The 16,638-nt window shown below is 44.2% G+C and carries 19 protein-coding genes; 8 read left to right on the top strand and 11 right to left on the bottom strand.

Features of this window, described 5'->3' with window-relative positions:
- The first annotated feature begins 253 nt into the window (after positions 1–253).
- Positions 254–2,131 carry a B12-binding domain-containing radical SAM protein gene (locus NQ117_RS09365; protein ID WP_258277685.1) on the top strand — a complete coding sequence of 626 codons (1,878 nt, stop codon included), beginning with the start codon at positions 254–256 and terminating at the stop codon, positions 2,129–2,131.
- A 294-nt stretch (positions 2,132–2,425) separates the two neighbouring features.
- On the opposite strand, the gene NQ117_RS09360 is transcribed toward NQ117_RS09365, so the two are convergent.
- The 5 genes from NQ117_RS09360 to mnmL form a co-directional block, all read right to left on the bottom strand.
- Complete coding sequence (locus tag NQ117_RS09360; RefSeq protein ID WP_258277684.1) at positions 2,426–2,983, bottom strand: hypothetical protein; 558 nt, start codon at positions 2,981–2,983, stop codon at positions 2,426–2,428.
- A 450-nt stretch (positions 2,984–3,433) separates the two neighbouring features.
- Entirely contained in the window at positions 3,434–4,402 is a 969-nt protein-coding gene (locus NQ117_RS09355; RefSeq protein ID WP_258277683.1) for a type I phosphomannose isomerase catalytic subunit, read from the bottom strand.
- Between the two features lie 21 nt (positions 4,403–4,423).
- On the bottom strand, positions 4,424–4,816 hold the full coding sequence (locus tag NQ117_RS09350; RefSeq protein WP_258277682.1) for a VOC family protein: 393 nt from the start codon (positions 4,814–4,816) through the stop codon (positions 4,424–4,426).
- A 199-nt stretch (positions 4,817–5,015) separates the two neighbouring features.
- On the bottom strand, positions 5,016–5,606 hold the full coding sequence (gene mnmM, locus NQ117_RS09345; RefSeq protein ID WP_258277681.1) for a tRNA 5-(aminomethyl)-2-thiouridylate-methyltransferase MnmM: 591 nt from the start codon (positions 5,604–5,606) through the stop codon (positions 5,016–5,018).
- A 1-nt stretch (position 5,607) separates the two neighbouring features.
- Positions 5,608–6,576 carry a tRNA modification radical SAM protein MnmL/YtqA gene (mnmL, locus tag NQ117_RS09340; RefSeq protein ID WP_258277680.1) on the bottom strand — a complete coding sequence of 323 codons (969 nt, stop codon included), beginning with the start codon at positions 6,574–6,576 and terminating at the stop codon, positions 5,608–5,610.
- 232 nt (positions 6,577–6,808) lie between these two features.
- Between mnmL and NQ117_RS09335 the strand changes: the two genes are divergently transcribed.
- Both NQ117_RS09335 and trmB read left to right on the top strand, forming a co-directional pair.
- Entirely contained in the window at positions 6,809–6,985 is a 177-nt protein-coding gene (locus tag NQ117_RS09335; protein ID WP_186785881.1) for a hypothetical protein, read from the top strand.
- A 295-nt stretch (positions 6,986–7,280) separates the two neighbouring features.
- Entirely contained in the window at positions 7,281–8,036 is a 756-nt protein-coding gene (gene trmB / locus NQ117_RS09330; RefSeq protein WP_258277679.1) for a tRNA (guanosine(46)-N7)-methyltransferase TrmB, read from the top strand.
- Between the two features lie 223 nt (positions 8,037–8,259).
- Here trmB and NQ117_RS09325 read toward each other — a convergent pair whose 3' ends face one another.
- Positions 8,260–9,453, bottom strand: a complete 1,194-nt coding sequence (locus NQ117_RS09325) for an MGDG synthase family glycosyltransferase (protein ID WP_258278213.1) — start codon at positions 9,451–9,453, stop codon at positions 8,260–8,262.
- A gap of 109 nt (positions 9,454–9,562) precedes the next feature.
- A complete protein-coding gene (locus tag NQ117_RS09320) occupies positions 9,563–10,117 on the bottom strand; it encodes a phosphatase PAP2 family protein (RefSeq protein WP_258277678.1) in 555 nt (184 codons plus the stop codon).
- Between the two features lie 749 nt (positions 10,118–10,866).
- Between NQ117_RS09320 and NQ117_RS09315 the strand changes: the two genes are divergently transcribed.
- The 4 genes from NQ117_RS09315 (at position 10,867) to rplT (ending at position 13,640) form a co-directional block, all read left to right on the top strand.
- Positions 10,867–12,105 (top strand): glycosyltransferase family 2 protein, encoded by a 1,239-nt coding sequence (locus NQ117_RS09315; RefSeq protein WP_258277677.1) that lies wholly within the window; start codon positions 10,867–10,869, stop codon positions 12,103–12,105.
- A 336-nt stretch (positions 12,106–12,441) separates the two neighbouring features.
- Entirely contained in the window at positions 12,442–12,939 is a 498-nt protein-coding gene (gene infC, locus NQ117_RS09310) for a translation initiation factor IF-3 (RefSeq protein ID WP_028593101.1), read from the top strand.
- Positions 12,940–13,003: 64 nt separating this feature from the next.
- Positions 13,004–13,204: a 50S ribosomal protein L35 gene (gene rpmI, locus NQ117_RS09305; protein ID WP_144987074.1), complete on the top strand. Its 201-nt coding sequence runs from the start codon at positions 13,004–13,006 to the stop codon at positions 13,202–13,204.
- Between the two features lie 76 nt (positions 13,205–13,280).
- Positions 13,281–13,640 carry a 50S ribosomal protein L20 gene (rplT, locus tag NQ117_RS09300; RefSeq protein ID WP_028593099.1) on the top strand — a complete coding sequence of 120 codons (360 nt, stop codon included), beginning with the start codon at positions 13,281–13,283 and terminating at the stop codon, positions 13,638–13,640.
- Between the two features lie 37 nt (positions 13,641–13,677).
- Here rplT and gerPC read toward each other — a convergent pair whose 3' ends face one another.
- The 4 genes from gerPC to NQ117_RS09280 form a co-directional block, all read right to left on the bottom strand.
- Positions 13,678–14,139 (bottom strand): spore germination protein GerPC, encoded by a 462-nt coding sequence (gerPC, locus tag NQ117_RS09295; protein WP_258277676.1) that lies wholly within the window; start codon positions 14,137–14,139, stop codon positions 13,678–13,680.
- 17 nt (positions 14,140–14,156) lie between these two features.
- Positions 14,157–14,435 carry a hypothetical protein gene (locus tag NQ117_RS09290; protein ID WP_258277675.1) on the bottom strand — a complete coding sequence of 93 codons (279 nt, stop codon included), beginning with the start codon at positions 14,433–14,435 and terminating at the stop codon, positions 14,157–14,159.
- An 8-nt stretch (positions 14,436–14,443) separates the two neighbouring features.
- Entirely contained in the window at positions 14,444–14,659 is a 216-nt protein-coding gene (locus NQ117_RS09285; protein ID WP_028593096.1) for a spore germination protein, read from the bottom strand.
- 117 nt (positions 14,660–14,776) lie between these two features.
- The gene (locus tag NQ117_RS09280) at positions 14,777–15,277 is read right to left on the bottom strand and encodes a CS domain-containing protein (protein ID WP_258278212.1); all 501 of its coding nucleotides are present in this window, start codon (positions 15,275–15,277) and stop codon (positions 14,777–14,779) included.
- Between the two features lie 214 nt (positions 15,278–15,491).
- On the opposite strand from NQ117_RS09280, the gene NQ117_RS09275 reads away from it, so the two are divergent.
- Positions 15,492–16,553, top strand: a complete 1,062-nt coding sequence (locus NQ117_RS09275) for a nucleoid-associated protein (protein WP_258278211.1) — start codon at positions 15,492–15,494, stop codon at positions 16,551–16,553.
- The last annotated feature ends 85 nt before the right edge of the window (positions 16,554–16,638 follow it).

The raw sequence follows: 16,638 nt of genomic DNA, 5'->3' as shown, positions 1-16,638 counted from the left end.
CTAATTATATAGAATATGATTGTGTTCTGTCATCCTAATTTATATATTATGTTACAACACAATGCTTTATCTGAATACCCAAATAAGTTGTTAATTTCTCTCTTGAGTTTAATTATTTATCCATTTTAGGCTTGCCGGCAAGTAGTTGGCAGCCTTTTTGCATTATAGAAAAGAGACGGCTGTTGCAGCTCGAATTTTTTGACGATAATCGTTATAATGAGGATTGGCTGGTTAGCCGTTGAAAGGAGCTACTATGAAAGTCGTACTAGCAACGTTAAATGCAAAATATATTCACACATCACTCGCGCTGCGGTGCCTGAAAGCACATTGTGAACCGGAGTTCCCTATAGAACTGGCAGAATTCACGATCAAAGATCCGGTTATGAACATCGTGTCTGATCTATATCAGCGTAAGCCTGATGTGATAGGATTCTCCTGTTATATTTGGAATATCGAAGAGACGATAAAAGTCATTAGCATGCTGCGTAAAGTATTGCCGGAAGTAAAAGTTGTACTTGGTGGTCCGGAAGTATCCTATGATACAACGTATTGGATGGAGCGACTTCCGGACGTTGACTTTATTATTGTTGGCGAAGGGGAAGAGACACTGCTCCACTTGCTGAGGGAAATGAGTACGGATCGCAAGTATCATTTCGTCTTTGGTGTTGCTTACCGCAACAAAGCAGGGGAGATTCTCGTTAATCCACCGCGTCCAAAGTTGGACTTGAATCAGATTCCGTCACCATATCGCTTTGCTGAGGACTTGCCTGATCTGGGACGCCGTGTTGTGTACTTTGAGACAAGCCGTGGCTGCCCGTTCAGCTGTCAATTTTGTCTTTCCAGTATCGAGGTTGGCGTTCGTTATTTCGATATGGAACGTACGAAGTCAGACCTGCTATATCTCATCAACAACGGTGCAAAATTGATTAAATTTGTCGACCGGACGTTCAATATCAAGCGTGATTACGCGATGGAAATTTTCCAATTCCTAATCGACAATCATAACGGTTGTGTGTTCCAATTCGAAATTACGGCAGATATTATGCGTCCGGAAGTGCTTGATTTCCTAGCTGAACATGCGCCTCCAGGTATATTCCGTTTTGAAATTGGTGTGCAATCGACCAATGATCCGACGAATGAACTGGTGAAGCGTCGCCAGAACTTTGCGAAGTTGACGCGTACGGTAACGAAAGTTAAAAATAGCGGCAAGATTGACCAGCATCTCGATTTGATTGCCGGCCTTCCATTGGAAGATTACGAGATATTCCGTACGACGTTTAACGATGTATTTGCGCTTCGTCCAGAAGAAATCCAGCTTGGTTTCTTGAAGCTGCTGCGTGGAACGGGCTTGCGTATTGATGCCGCGAAGTACGGATATGTATATATGGATCATGCTCCGTACGAGATGCTCAGCAATGATATGCTGCCATTTGACGATGTTGTCCGTCTTAAGCGTCTGGAAGATGTATTGGAAAAATATTGGAACTCACATCGCTTGGATACGACGATGGAGCATCTGATGGAACGTGAATTTGGTTCACCATTTGATTTCTTCCAAGCATTTGGTGACTATTGGGAAGGACAAGGCTGGCAGAAGATTGGCCATCAGTTGGAAGATCTATTTGTCCGCCTAAGCAGCTTCTTGGAAGGGCGCGAATTGAAGCATCCAGAGGTTGCACAAGGGCTAATGAGGCTGGACTACTTCATGAACCATAAGTACAAGCCTCGTAAAATATGGTGGCAGGACGTTATTGATAAAGATGAGGCGGCGCGTATTCTTCGTGCAGCAGCGGAACATCCTGAACGATTGGGTAGCGTTTTCGCAGAGCTCGGGCTGAACGAGCGCGAGCTGCATAAGCATGCGGTTGTAGAACGGATGCCATTCGATGTTGCTTATTGGATGAATGTAGGTCAGACAGAGGGGCAAGGATCGGTGGATGATGGAAATTCCAACGACCCTTCTAATCCAGATATACAGGCTGCTTCTACAGCAGTGATTACATCAGTTCAGACACTGGACGCTGCACCGTCAGCGGACATAGAGTCATCCATTGTGATCGTTGTCTACCAACAGCAGGATAATGGTCGTCCACTCGTTTTCGTCGTATCGGAGAAGATGTTGTATGCTTAGCTGTAGGCTGATAAACAAATACGTGAAGTAGCTCAATGGATAGAACAGGGATGTTTCAATCGTGTTCACACGACAGGAGACGTCTATAATGACAATAAAAAACAGGACCTCACTCTCCACTTTATAGCGTGATATACCTCTTAGAATGGACATTGGACAAACTAGATTGATCCGATGAGCATTCTAAGAGGACGCTTTAGTGGGAGTTGAGGTCCTTTTTTAAAAAAGTAAGGTTCGATGTGGAGCTCAAGTGTTACAAAGTGACGTTTGGGGGCTCTATCATGCATCTTGCATCTAATTAGGGATGCGTAGAACGTACCCACTGTTTGGCAGTGTGAACATATGCAAGTCGCTCTCGTCACTGTGCATATCGCTTTCTTGATGATGATTGCGATGCATGTGCTGCTGATCCGATCCGTTCGTTGGCTGGTGGGCATATCGACGTTTCGCTGACATTTTTTCTAGTTCATCTTTATAAGTAGCTTGCTGCACATTTTCACAGTGATCATAATAGTTATCGTATTCATCTTTGGCTAATAACCGTGTATCTCCATCTCGAAGGTCGTTTAGCATGATTTGTATAACTTGTTTGAATTGTTCTTCGTCGGAAGCTTGTTTAATCAATTGTAAATAATAATTGTAGCTATCAATCCAGTCCGATTTCATGTTAATATCATTCTCTTTGAAATGTGGATGGTGTTGAAGCAGCATCGTGTACGCATGCTTGAGATCAGCCATCATATGTTTCGTCGTCAACCGTTTCGGCGGAGGAAGTGCTTCTTCTCCATATGCCGTCCATGCTACGCCAACCGTTAGCAAAATGGCTATAAAGACGAGTGCTGTTCGTTTCATTGCGATCATCCTTTCTTTCATAGTTGAACTACAATCCTCGCATCACGTCATGCAGCTCAAAAAGCTTTTTTCACTCATTGCAATTGAATCTACCAATTTATAGAGTGGTGTGTAATGGCCTCACTTACATCGTAAATCGTTTGATCATCCATTCATGTGAAAATAGTCACGATATTATCGATGTCCATGAACAATTTGTGATTTTTACTTTCTATGAGTGAGAAGCGATAAGTGCTGAATTCCGTGAGGGACGTGTCGCGGCTTACGAAAGGTATAGGAGTAAACACCGTATGGAGATTTTATCAATGCCTAAAAATCAATATAAAGAAAAGAGATCCGCTTAAATGAAACGGATCCCTCAACTGATAAGTTGCAACTATTCGGTTTATATCAAAATGAGTGCACATACGGCTGTGATTCATTCATCTTTAAAATACTTTTTAATGAACATTAAGGTGCAATAGAGCGAAGCACGGTGCAGCTGCCTTCAAGTGTATAGCTGCCCAAGTTCGCTGGCAAGAGGAAGCACTCGCCTGAGCGGAACTCGATAGAACCTTGTTCCCAGCTAAGTGTGCCTGTACCATCACAGATAACAAGAATAACAAAGCTCTCTGCAGTCGTTGATAACTCCCAAGGTGTGCTGACGATTCCTTTTTCCACGACGAAATATGGCGATTGTGCAAGTTGCAGCCATTCGTTAGGTTTTGCATCGTCTGTCTTCATGCGCGTTGCTCCCGCGCCTTCGTAAGCAATTACATTCAAGGAATCCTCAATGTGCAGCTCACGAGGCTTGCCATCAAGGCCTGGACGATTGTAATCATAGAGACGATAAGTGGTATCGGAATTTTGCTGTACTTCAGCTACCACAACGCCAGCACATAGAGCATGTACCGTACCCGCAGGAATATAGAAGGAATCTCCGGCTTGAACAGGAACTTCTTGAAGTGCGTCCATAATACGGCCTTCTTCGATTGCTTGTGCTAGTGCAGCGCGATCTATGTTTTCCTTTAGGCCATAAATGATCTTAGCACCTGGCTTCGCATCGAGCACGTACCACATTTCTGTCTTGCCAAGCTCGCCTTTAGGCAGGCCTTCGTATTCATCCGTTGGATGAACTTGAACCGACAAGTCATCGTTGCAATCGAGCAGCTTAATAAGCAGCGGGAAGCGTCCATTTTTTTCAGAGAAGCCTTTCGTGCCGAACCATTCGCGTCCAAATTGTTCACGAACTTCATCCAATCCTTTTCCAGCAAGCTCACCATTCACAATTTGTGTAATGCCATTCGGATGGTCACCGATCATCCAGCCTTCGCCAATATGACCTTCTGGCAGTTCTAGTCCGAATTGCTCCAAGGCACGTCCGCCCCAGACACGTTCTTTGAACTCGGGTTGGAATTTCAGTGGGTATGGTACTGTCATGTCTCTTCACTCCCATGTTAGTTAAGGTCTAGTTGATTGGAACAGCTCAAGATGTTCGCCGTCAGGTCCTTTGAAGAAGAAATAGCGGCTGCCGTTTGGCAGTGTAATGATCTCTGGATTGATAAGCTCAATTTGCAGCTCTTGAATACGTTCAAACTCGGATTCGATATCATCTACCGTGAAGGCAAGATGATGAACTTTTCCTTCAGCAGGCAAATTGTCATTGTATCCTTGGATCAGTTCAAGCTCTACGCTGTCTTGCTCGGGAAAGCCAAGAAAAGCGAGCCCGATAATCCCATCCGTATGAATAAACTTATCTTTTAACGTCATGCCGATAACTTCTGTGTAAAAGGTAATGGATTCCTCCATATTTCGCACCATAATTCCAGTATGCTCCAGCTTGCGTATACCCATCTTCTTCGTCTCCTTTTCAGTTGTAATCTTGTCTTGTTCTATCTGGACTTGATCTATATGTGGCTTCCTGCTGCCTGAAAAGCAAGCAGCGAGAAGGGTACACCTGAGTCGGGTGAATCGCCTAAAATGCTAGATATCGACGTTGGTTGCGAATGGGCAGCGTAATAGGGTGCTAGGCTGCCTAATTGATACATCTAAATTAGCCGCGCCGCTTCTCGATGGCAATTGCATAAGGCGCATGCGGACGCTGCAGCATGCGGTAGATCAATGCCTGCCCAACCACTTGGGGCAGGCCCTCGGCCCAAGCCTGAACGGCATCCGCTTCGCGGTCGCCCCCGTCATGGCCTGGGTACAGCACGACGCTAAGTACGCCTCCAGGGCGCAGCAGGGCCAAGGCCCCCTCTAGCGCAGTAAGCGTCGTGGACGGCTCCGTCATGACAGCCTTGTCGGCTTCTGCCGTTGGCAGGAAGCCAAGATTAAACATGACGGCTGCCGTCTGCCCGTGCCACTCTGGGGGCAGCGCGCCGACGAGGTCGGCGTGGCTTGCAAGCCGCAAGTCCACGGACGCCGCTGCGTCCAGGCCAAGGCCACTTTGGAGGCGCTTACGCGTTAATTCAAGCGCTTGCGCCTGAATGTCGAACGCGGCTACGTGTCCACGTTCTCCAACAAGCCGGGCGAGGAACAATGTATCCACGCCCGTACCCATCGTTGCGTCTACTACGCGGTCGCCTAGTTGGACGCGCTCTTTCACCATTTGCTGGGCAAAGCTCAGCACAGAAAGGAATCCCATCTTACTTATCCCTCCGATACTTGCCCTGCCATGTATTGCGGAGTCGCAGCTCTTTGTCGATGCCGTTCAATACTTCCCACTTCTTCTGGCTCCACATAGGACCAATGAGAAGATCGCGCGGCGCATCGCCTGTAACGCGATGAACGATCATATCCGGCGGCAATTGCTCCAAGGAGTCTACGATTAGCTTAATGTATTCATCCTGCTCCAAGAAGCGAAGCAAGCCTGCCTCGTACTGCTTGACCATAGGTGTCTTGCGCATAAGGTGCAGCAGGTGAAGCTTGATGCCTTGCACATCCATATGGGACACTTGACGAAGCGTCTCCATCATCATCTCATGCGTCTCTTGCGGCAAGCCATAAATAATATGAGTACACACACGAATGCCGTGCTTGCGCAATTTCTCAACTGCTTCTATATAACAGGCAGTATCATGCGCACGGTTAATCAAGTTGGATGTAGATTCATGCACCGTTTGCAGTCCCATCTCGATCCACAAATAAGTCCGCTGATTCAGCTCTGCCAAATATTCAATGACATCGTCAGGTAGACAATCTGGACGTGTTGCAATCGATAACCCTACGACCCCAGGTTGTTCTAAAATAACCTCGAAATAGTCTCGCAGCGTTTCTACTGGTGCGTACGTATTCGTATAAGCTTGGAAGTAGCCGATATATTTAGCATTTGGCCACTTCGTGTGTTGGCGATCACGAATCGTATTGAACTGAGAGACAAGATCGTCACGACGGCGTCCAGCGAAGTCACCGGAACCACGTGCACTGCAAAAGGTGCAGCCACCGATTGCAATATTTCCGTCTCGGTTCGGGCAAGTAAAGCCAGCATCGAGCATTACTTTGAATACTTTTTCCCCGAACTGTTCGCGCATTTCATAGTTCCATGTATGAAACCGTTTGTCAGCCCATAGGAGAGGCTGTTCTTCTTCAGTAATAAGTTGTTCTGTATGTGTCATAGGTATATGTTAAACCCTTTCCAATCTTCCATAAGCATCATGAAGATGCACTACTTATTGTAACAGAAATAGGGTACAAATGCGAAGTTGAGCTTCAATAAAACTTACACAAAATGTTACATTTTTAAGGAGGAAGAAAACGCTTACTAGTAGAATAATATAGAATAAGTCGGACTGATCCAGACGATGCTTACAAATGTAAAGACATCGATATTAGGTGAGGTGAACAACGATGGGCGATCTATTTACGATTCCGCAAGGGGAAAAGAAGATTGCAGTAGAGTTGACGATTAAGGAAGCGATGGCATTAATGGGGCAGCAGTTCCCATATGGGTCTGAAGTAAAAGCAGCAGCTCAGCAAAAGGTACGTCAAGCTGTAGAGCGTCAATACGAGATTGTCAGCAATTAGTGGACGAACATGATGATAGTGATGGAAAAGGGGTGCCTTTAGCGGCATTCCTTTTTTTCGTGCTTTACAGAAGAGTGGACTTTTTGGCACAATTAACAATCGGAACAGTTGTCGTGATTTCACGACATCGTCCTGTATAATGTCGAGATTATTGTACATTGCGAATTCATTTACTCGGACCATGGCACAAGCATATATGTATTCTGCCTGTTTTGTGCAGATCGTTGCTGCTGCGATTGTTCCGTTTAATTTTTTTGATTAAAAAATGACCAACATGATATGGAGGCCTATATTTATGCGTTTACGTGGTAAAAAAGGTGCTCTCGCACAACTGGAGCAAATGACTTCACTTGTTGTTTTGGAGCCAGAAGTTCACAAAGGGAAATGGAGCAGCTTATTTGGAAATGACAACCCGATTTGGGTTGAGTTCGGCATGGGGAAAGGACAGTTCATTACACAAATGAGCTTGAAATATCCGCATATTAACTTTATCGGTATCGATATGTACGACGAATTGCTTTCACGTGCAAGCGAAAAGGCGATGAAGGCAGTGGAAGGGCTTGAGACAGAGCTTTCTCATCCAGCTAACTTAAAGCTCGTTCGCACGAACGTTGAATTTATCGAAAATGTATTTGCGGAAAATGAGCTGGAGCGCGTGTATTTGAACTTCAGTGATCCTTGGCCGAAGAAGCGTCACGCTCGCCGTCGTTTGACACATTCCCATTTCGTCGAGAAATATATTCATATTATGAACGAGCTGGGCGAGATTCACTTTAAGACGGATTCAGAGACTTTATTCGAATCTTCTCTGAACAGCTTTGCAGATATGGAGCTTATTATGCGTCGCATTTCATTGAATCTACATCGTGATGGAATTAATGAAGAGCATGTGATGACAGAATACGAGCAAAAGTTCATGGGTAAAGGGATGAACATTCATCGTGTTGAAGTAGTTCTAGGCGAAGAAGCGATTCGCAAGTATAGAGAAGAGAAACAGCAGGAGAAGCGTCGTGCTGCTGTTGAAGAGAAGGACGAGCAGGAAGAGAACTAGGCTTATTAGTTCTCTAACTCAAAATTATATTTTTACATTTTCATAGTAAAGACCCTTCAGATCCGGTAGCTTCATTCGGATTTGAAGGGTCTGTTTGTTTTATAACGTAAAATTCGATAATATTCATAGTTTGCAAAATACGACTATATTATTTATGACAATCTACCACGATGCACTCTTTATTTCGCAATTGCTGAATGTTGTCGATAACGGATTGACCTTTTTACAAACGGCTGAGTATTTGCTCTTCACCTAACAAGTCATGCAGTAATGACTCTGCACATGCTTGTGGATGATAACGTGAAGCATTTTGTACATAAGCCATCCTTCTTGCGGACACTTCTTCGTACTCATAAGCTAACTTGCTCATCCATTTGGCTACCGCTTGAGGGCAATCAATGGGCTCACCATATCCTTTTGCTGTGAAATACTGACAGTTTTCTTCCTCTTGTCCAGGAAGTGGGCTGTAGAACAGCATTGGAATGCCCTTGGCGAGTGCTTCTGTACATGTCATGCCGCCAGGCTTCGTTACGAGCAGGTCAGATACATCCATCAGCTTATCCACTTCATTCGTGTAACCGATCATATGCACATTCTCATGCTGGAAGCGTGGATTTTTCAGTAGCTTCTCACGCAGCTTATCGTTATTTCCGACACAGAACACGAATTGGATATGATTGGTCCAACGTGTCAGCAGCTCATTGGTATCATTCGGGTCCATAAGTCCCCAGCCACCGCCCATAACCATGACCGTAGGCATTTCTTTAAGCCCGAACTGTTTGCGTATGTCCGCTTTCTTGTTGCGGTCATGCTGCTCGCAGAACTTTGGATGAACGGGTATCCCGGTAATTTCAATACGCCCAGGATGGACGCCGTGCTCTACTAGTTTCATTTTCACTTCCTGTGTAGATACCAAATAGCGATCGACCATAGGCGATACCCATGCAGCATGCGCATCATAATCGGTAATTAATGTATATAAGGGCACGTTTAGACCTTGGCGACGAAGTCGAGAGACGACGGCGTTCGGGATTGGATGCGTGCATACGATCATATCAGGCTTTAATTGTCGAAATACAGACATTGCATGCGTGTAGAAAAGACGATGCAAAGCTAGTGTCGTAAGACGATTTAAAGAACGACGATATTGTTTCTTGTACATGTAGCCGACAAGCTTTGGCTGTGTCGTTACGGTATGGCGATAAGCTTCGATGATGAGCGGTGCCATTATTGGGTTCAAGAACTTTCCAAGCTCCATTACACGTGTTTGGACATGAGGAGAAGTTCTACGCAAGCTTACGGATAGCGCGTGTGCAGCTTGTGTATGGCCTGCTCCGAAGCGTTCGGATAAAAGCAAGATGCGTTTCTTTTCACCCGTTATGCTGCCGAACCATTGTGCTTCTGTATCGTTGAACATGGACAAGGCTTGTTGTTCCATACCTGTCACCTTTCCTCGATTGAATTTTATACCACTTTAGAATCTGACGAATCGTAATTACGTTGTTCCTTCAATTTCTCTTACCACATTAAACGAATGAGTAATCCATTAAGTGGCTCGGCCATAGTGACACCGTTAATGCGGCTGTTCCTGCGCCAAGTATAGCACCTGCTAGGCAGTCCGAAGGATAATGCAGTCCAAGGTACATTCGAGATAATGCTACGATGCCAGCTGCAGGGATGAGAATCCAGCTTAGCTGAGGCATCAATGCGATAAAAGGTACGATGATCGAAAATGCCGCTGTTGAATGCCCAGAAGGAAATGAATGATCGACGAGCGGCTTCCGAAATGTACGTATGTCAGGCATAGCTACGTGCGGACGCAGCCGCGGGTATACCTTTTTTATAAGTACTACAGGTATATGGCTAATGCCAAGTGCAATTAAAGCTTGCCAGCCTGCCATACTCCAAGGTGCAGGGCTAAACAGTGCAACAAGTGATGAGCATGCTATTGTAAATGTTGCTCCACCTAAGTGGGTAAATGAATATAGGACAAAGCTCGTGATGCGGTGGTGCATCCGATGATTAATCCAGAAAAACAGCTGTCGTTCACAATGCAATAACCATGAGAGCAGACGGGTCATAATATCCCCTCCGTAGTAGCAATTTATGGTTTGACTGAAGTTTGAACACATCATATCAAGGTAACATTAACAGAAGATAATCATTTTGTGAATTTTTCATGATGATCATGTAAAAGTTCGTATGCACTTCGTTGCTTGTTGTTTAGATTCAAGTAACCATCGTTTGGGTATACTAAAGTAGAATTTGGGTGGTTAATTTGCTACAATGGTTGACACATGAATAGTTGAGATTTCATGTTTGATTTTTTGATTCATTCGAATGGGAATGGGTAAACAAAATATAAAAAGTTTTTGTTTATGAAACTTTTTATCGTTCAAACCCGTCATAACAAATGAGTCGATCATTTCGTTATGCTTCATTCACTCTGTCATTTGCTTGTCCATGCATCTTTGTAGTCCTATAATAGGACATTGCACCAAGAGAAAGAGGGACTTTAGCTGTAAAAACGTTGGATTTGGTTGAAAATGAGTATAAAGTAGCATGAATAGACGTCTGCTACATATAAATTGCACGCCAACCGCTTATAGCGTAGTCAGAAGCAAATGAAAGCCAATAAAAGGTTTTGACAAAAGAGTGCAAACGTTAGACAATCATGATCGACCGTTTTATTACGTTTGGATGACGTTTGTATGACATTCGAAGAGAGAAATCGGAATGCAGCTCGTTATGTTGAGCAAGCGTATGTAAGCCTGTAGAGAGAGATAAAGGATATGTATTAGGGGTATTTGATTAAAGGGGGACACCTGGCATGGTGGAAAATTGGTTAGTTGTTATGCAACTGTTGCTGGCAACTATCGGGGTTTATCAATTCACACTTTCATTGTTTGGTATTTATCGTAAGAAAAAGCATATACAACACGAGCCTAAGAAGACATTCGCTGTGCTCGTAGCTGCACATAACGAAGCAACGGTTATCGATGCGTTGATGGAGAACTTGAAGACGCTCGATTATCCGAAAGATATGTATGATGTTTTTGTTATCTGTGACAATTGTACAGACAATACAGCAGATCTCGTTCGTGAACATGGTTGGACAGCTTGCGAACGTCATAACCCTCAGCAGCGCGGTAAAGGTTTCGCGATTGAGTGGATGTTGAAGAACTTATGGGAAATGGAGCGCCAGTTTGATGCAGTCGTTATGATTGATGCAGATAACTTGGTTAGCACAGATTTCCTAACTGAAATGAATAATGACCTGTGCTCTGGAGCACGTGTTATTCAAGGTTACATTGATACGAAGAATCCACATGATTCTTGGATTACAGCAGCTTACGGTGTAACTTATTGGTACTGCAACCGCTTGTGGCAGTTGTCCCGTACAAATCTCAAGATGGCTAACTTCTTGGGTGGAACGGGGATGTGCTTTGAGAGCAAGCTTCTTCAAGAAATGGGCTGGGGAGCAACAAGCTTGGTTGAAGACTTGGAGTTTACGGTTCGTTGTGTTAAGAACGGTGTTAACCCTGTGTTTAACTACAAAGCTCGCGTATTTGACGAGAAGCCGCTTACGTTCAAAGCTTCTGCACGCCAGCGTTTACGTTGGATGCAAGGTCACTTTACAGTAGCACGTCGTTATTTCTTCCCATTGATGTGGCAAAGTATTAAGGAGCGCAACTTGGCGAAGTTCGATACAGCCTTGTACACGGTAACGGTATACACGGTATTGACCACATTCCTGCTTACTGCTTATATTTGGGTCGATGCAGCGTTCTTCAATGGTCCGAACTTCCCAACGCTAACTGAAGTATTGCCGCCATGGCTGTTCGTTGGTTCAATAGTGATGACATGTGCAGCGTTCATTCTCGCGCTAGTACTTGAAGGTGTTAGATCGCCGCGTATCTACGCATCCTTGATCACATTCCCAATCTTCTTGCTTTCTTGGTGGCCAATTACGTTCTACGCGTTCTTCACGCAGAACAACAAAGTATGGAGCCATACAGAGCATACACGTGTTGTAAGATTGGAAGATGTGCAAGGCAAGCAAGCATAATATAAAGATGTTGAATGTTCGATGGGGAGTCTGTGGACTCCCCATCTTTTTCATATCTCAAGCTATACAGCCAATGTGTAAATTTACATGCTGCTACACTTGACTCTGTTTATCGCATATGATATATTACTTGAGTACGAATAATACGAAAGCAGAAGCGCCCGCTTCTCACCTGACCGACTCAGAGTTGGCTGGTCTATGAAACTTATCGCATTAATGCGATACTCACCTGTGATGATAAGTGAGGGATGTGGGCTCTTTTGGGAGCATGCATCCCTTTTTTGATGAATTTGGGGATATAAATGATGGAGGTGGAAGGTCATTAGCAAGGAACATATGATCAACGAAGAAATTCGAGCTAAGGAAGTTCGTCTTGTCGGACCAGATAGTGAACAGTTAGGTATTAAGCCTTTCCGTGAAGCGCTTCAAATGGCTATTGATGCAGAGTTGGACTTGGTTAATGTAGCACCACAAGCGAAGCCGCCAGTATGCCGCATTATGGACTACGGAAAGTTCCGTTATGAGCAGCAGAAGAAAGAGAAAGAAGCTCGTAAGAACCAGAAGATTGTTGACATGAAGGAAGTTTGGTTCCGTGCAAACATCGAGGAGCATGACTACCAAACGAAGCTTCGCAACGTTGTTAAGTTCCTCAAAGATGGGGATAAAGTAAAATGCTCCGTTCGTTTCCGTGGTCGTGAGATTACACATGCTTCAATCGGTCAACGCGTGTTGGAGCGCGTTAAGAAAGAGGTTGAAGAGCTTTGCACAATCGAGCGTCAACCTAAGCTTGAAGGTCGCAGCATGATTATGATTCTAGCGCCAAAGAGCAACTAAACGGACCCTCCCGCCACGCGGAGAAGGTGGCGGATTGGATTTGATTATTGAGGAGGAAATGATTATGCCTAAAATGAAAACGCACAGCAGCCTTAAAGGCCGCTTCAAAATTACAGGTACTGGTAAAGTTCGCCGTTATAAAGCTTACAGAAACCACCTGTTGTCCCATAAGTCCGGACGTCAAAAGCGCGTTCTCGCTGGAAACCCAGTAATGGCTGCTGGTGACGTGAACCGTTTGAAACAGCAATTGGCTAACTTGAAGTAATAACGTAAGAACTTGAAGTCGCACAAACGGCTCAAGCAATAATTCGGATACATGATTCGATTGGGAGGTTACTAGAATGGCACGAGTTAAAGGCGGATTTACTACACGTCGTCGTCATAAAAAAGTACTAAAACTAGCTAAAGGTTACTTTGGTTCTAAGCACCGTCTATTTAAGACAGCTAACGAGCAAGTAATGAAATCCTTGCTTTACGCATACCGCGATCGTCGCGTTAAGAAGCGCGATTTCCGCAAATTGTGGATCGCTCGTATCAACGCAGCTGCTCGTATGAACGGCTTGTCCTACAGCAAATTCATGCACGGCTTGAAGCTTGCTGAAGTAAACATCAACCGTAAAATGCTTGCTGATCTTGCAGTGAACGATATCAACGCGTTCAACTCCTTGGCAACAGTAGCTAAACAAAAAATCAACGCATAGTAGCTTGCGTTATACGATAAAGAGCACTGCACTCGAATTATTCGAATGCGGTGCTCTTTTTTTGCTTGCCATTATCGTTATTTTGATATTTACCATTTTGAAGATTGTTCTCTTTCTTCGTTTCCTCATCTAACTTAGACATATCGTACACATTGGTCTCGTTGGAATAGGTGGTGTCCATATTCTCCATCTGCTTCTCTCCCTGCTCTTTAAGAGAGCCTATTAGCTTCTGCATCTCCTTCTCATCCGTAAACGCCGTTAAGCCGACATTAAGCGTGCCTGACAATTCACTGACGTGCAATTCTTGGATTTTATAGTTAATCGTACCGATCTGAATCGGTTTTACTTCCTTTATCGTTGCTTGCAGTGCTTGATTGTCTGTACTCTGCTGCTGAACTTGTGCCTCTAGTTGAGAAATACGAGCTTCCATGGAGCGAATTCGCTCTTCTAAAGCCTGCCATACGTAGAAGGTAGAAGATGAAGACGGATAAGATTGCATCGTATCGCCTCCTTATTTTATTCAGGTGCTCTAGGTTCAATAGGAGGCATTTCTATTGGTGGCATTCCAAGCTGAGGAAGGATAATAGGCTCTTCCATTAGCTCTGCTTCTGGAACACCTACAGGCTCCGCTGCATGCGTATGACCTGCGTTCATGGCAGGAGCTTTTTCACCTTCAGACGATTCAACTTGACTGGTCGCATTTGAATTGCTTCCCAAAAAGGTCGTACCAATATTGATGGAAGCCAAGTTACTTAAAACATTGACTCGTATTTGATTGATGCATATGTTCATCATGTACACCTCTATATGACCACACTCGGATTTGCAGTGAAATCAGGATTATTAACCAAATTCGTTTCGTTGTTAATAGAAGAGGTACAATCACCAACGACAGAGTTTCCGCCTACACTTTTTGTTTCCGTCGTATTCCCTTTTATAATGGTATTCCCTAGATTAACGGACCCGTTGCTGGATATGGCATTGACACGAATGTTGAAAATGTTAAATACGTTAGGCATATCCATCCATCCTTTAACTATAATCCGTCTAACCGTATTCTATGTCATACGCCTAGAAGAAGGAACTTGGCCTATGGTGAATATTGAAAGGTAAACAAATGTAACATGCGGGGCAACTTAATCAACGATCTGGATATCGATATTTTGCATATTGCCTGCAGATTGTTTGCGCATAACGACACGCAGTTTGTTGTCTTGAATGGTGGCGCGTGTACTTTTTGGAAAGACTGGGGCCGGTAAGGGAATAAGTTGCTTGCGGGATGTATTCATATTTTGAATCGACAGTCGAGTAGGATTCATTTGGAGGCGAACATCTTGAGGTTTCGTTTTTTTAGATAGCTTTACTTCAATTGTAATTTCATGATCGGTTTCTCGTGAGGACCAACCTGGTTTGCCGCTAGCTGCTGGGGAAGATGAGGATGGAGAGTCAGAGTTAGAGTCGGAGTCAGATAGTTCTGAAGCATAATTGGATTGATCGAAAGCTTTGGAAAAGGAGCGTTTGATTTCTTCCTCGACATAGTTCTGAATAGCATTTTGCGTTAACATCTGTGATGGGTTGATGGGCATTTTAATACCAAATTGCTCCTGGAACTTCTGCCATGGAAAAAAAGAGGACATATTCGTCACGGTGAAGTACTCCTTCCCAAACCTTATAGGTTGATTGGCATGCTAATAACGTATGCAGAGCGGGCTTGGCTCGCCCCAACTGTTCAAAGTCATCAGGAGTATACTGCAGACGAAATACAGGTTAATGTTGTAAGCTATTTTCTTTGCACGATAATCAAGGTACAATGGTGAGATGTGACGTTTGGAGAAAGAGAGAGTGAGCAGGATGATTGATCTGTCCAAGGTAGATATTCACCAGATGGTCGTTCATAAAGTAGGCAATAAATCTAGAGATGAGGGCGTACGCATCTCGCAAACTCGATACGAAGTGCCGAGTGAGGAAGTTCGCGATACGTTGTTAAAATATTTTTTGACCAGCTTCAAGTTCGAGATGTTTTATCGATTCCATCACGAAACGGATCTGTCGATGAATGAGGTATACACGTATGCGAGCCGCATGTTCGATCAGCCAAATACGTTTCAAGAGCAATCTGTACACATACTGAATCATTTGTATGAGCAATCCTCACATCCGCAGATTAAGTCAGGTGAGCTCTATGTCGTGCATTTGAACAACATTTTATATAACGACTTCAGCATTGACGCGATCGGGATATTTAAGTCTGAGAACAAAGATGTGTATTTGAAGCTAGATGAGCCGAACCACGAAGATCTAGGATTGCTAATTGAAGAGGGCGTCAATGTCCGCAAGCTGGACAAGGGCTGTCTAATTTTGAATGTGAAGGCCATCGGCGGTTTCGTAGTAGGTGTAGTTGACGCGACAGCTGGAAAGACGCAAGATGCGGCGATGTATTGGATGGAGGACTTCCTTAACGTTACGTTGATGGAGGACGAAAATTATTATACAGATCATGCGATTCAAATGGTGAATGAGTTTTATGACAATGTGATTGCGCCAGCCTCTGAGCAGCCAGAGAAGAAGGAAAAGTTGGAATTTATCAACAGCACGATGGATTACTTCTCACGCGCGGACAAGTTCGAGGAAGAGGAGTTTATTCATAACGTGCTTCAGGACCATAGTCAGGGTGAGATGTTCAAAGTATACAAAGAGTCGTATACCGAAATGAACGAACTTCCTCCATTCGATGCTATGCCCATTTCACAAACTGCTTTGAAAAAAGTGAAGAAGACGCTTCGTAACGTGATTAAGACTGACACAGGGGTTGAATTGAAGCTGAAGAGTGAAAGTTTCCCTTATGTGGAACGCGGCTATGATGAGGAGCGCAAGCTTCATTATTATAAAGTGTATTTCTCGCAAGAAGAGTAAGTGGTCACTGCGAGTTGTTGAAAACCATCTTGCCAGACGCAGCAACCATAAACAAAAATGCAAATACAAAGAGGGTCTTGTCAGC

Source organism: Paenibacillus sp. SC116, from assembly GCF_024733555.1.
Lineage (GTDB): Bacteria > Bacillota > Bacilli > Paenibacillales > Paenibacillaceae > Paenibacillus_B.
The sequence above is the reverse complement of the archived record's forward strand: the minus strand, read 5'-3'. Positions and strand labels throughout refer to the sequence as shown.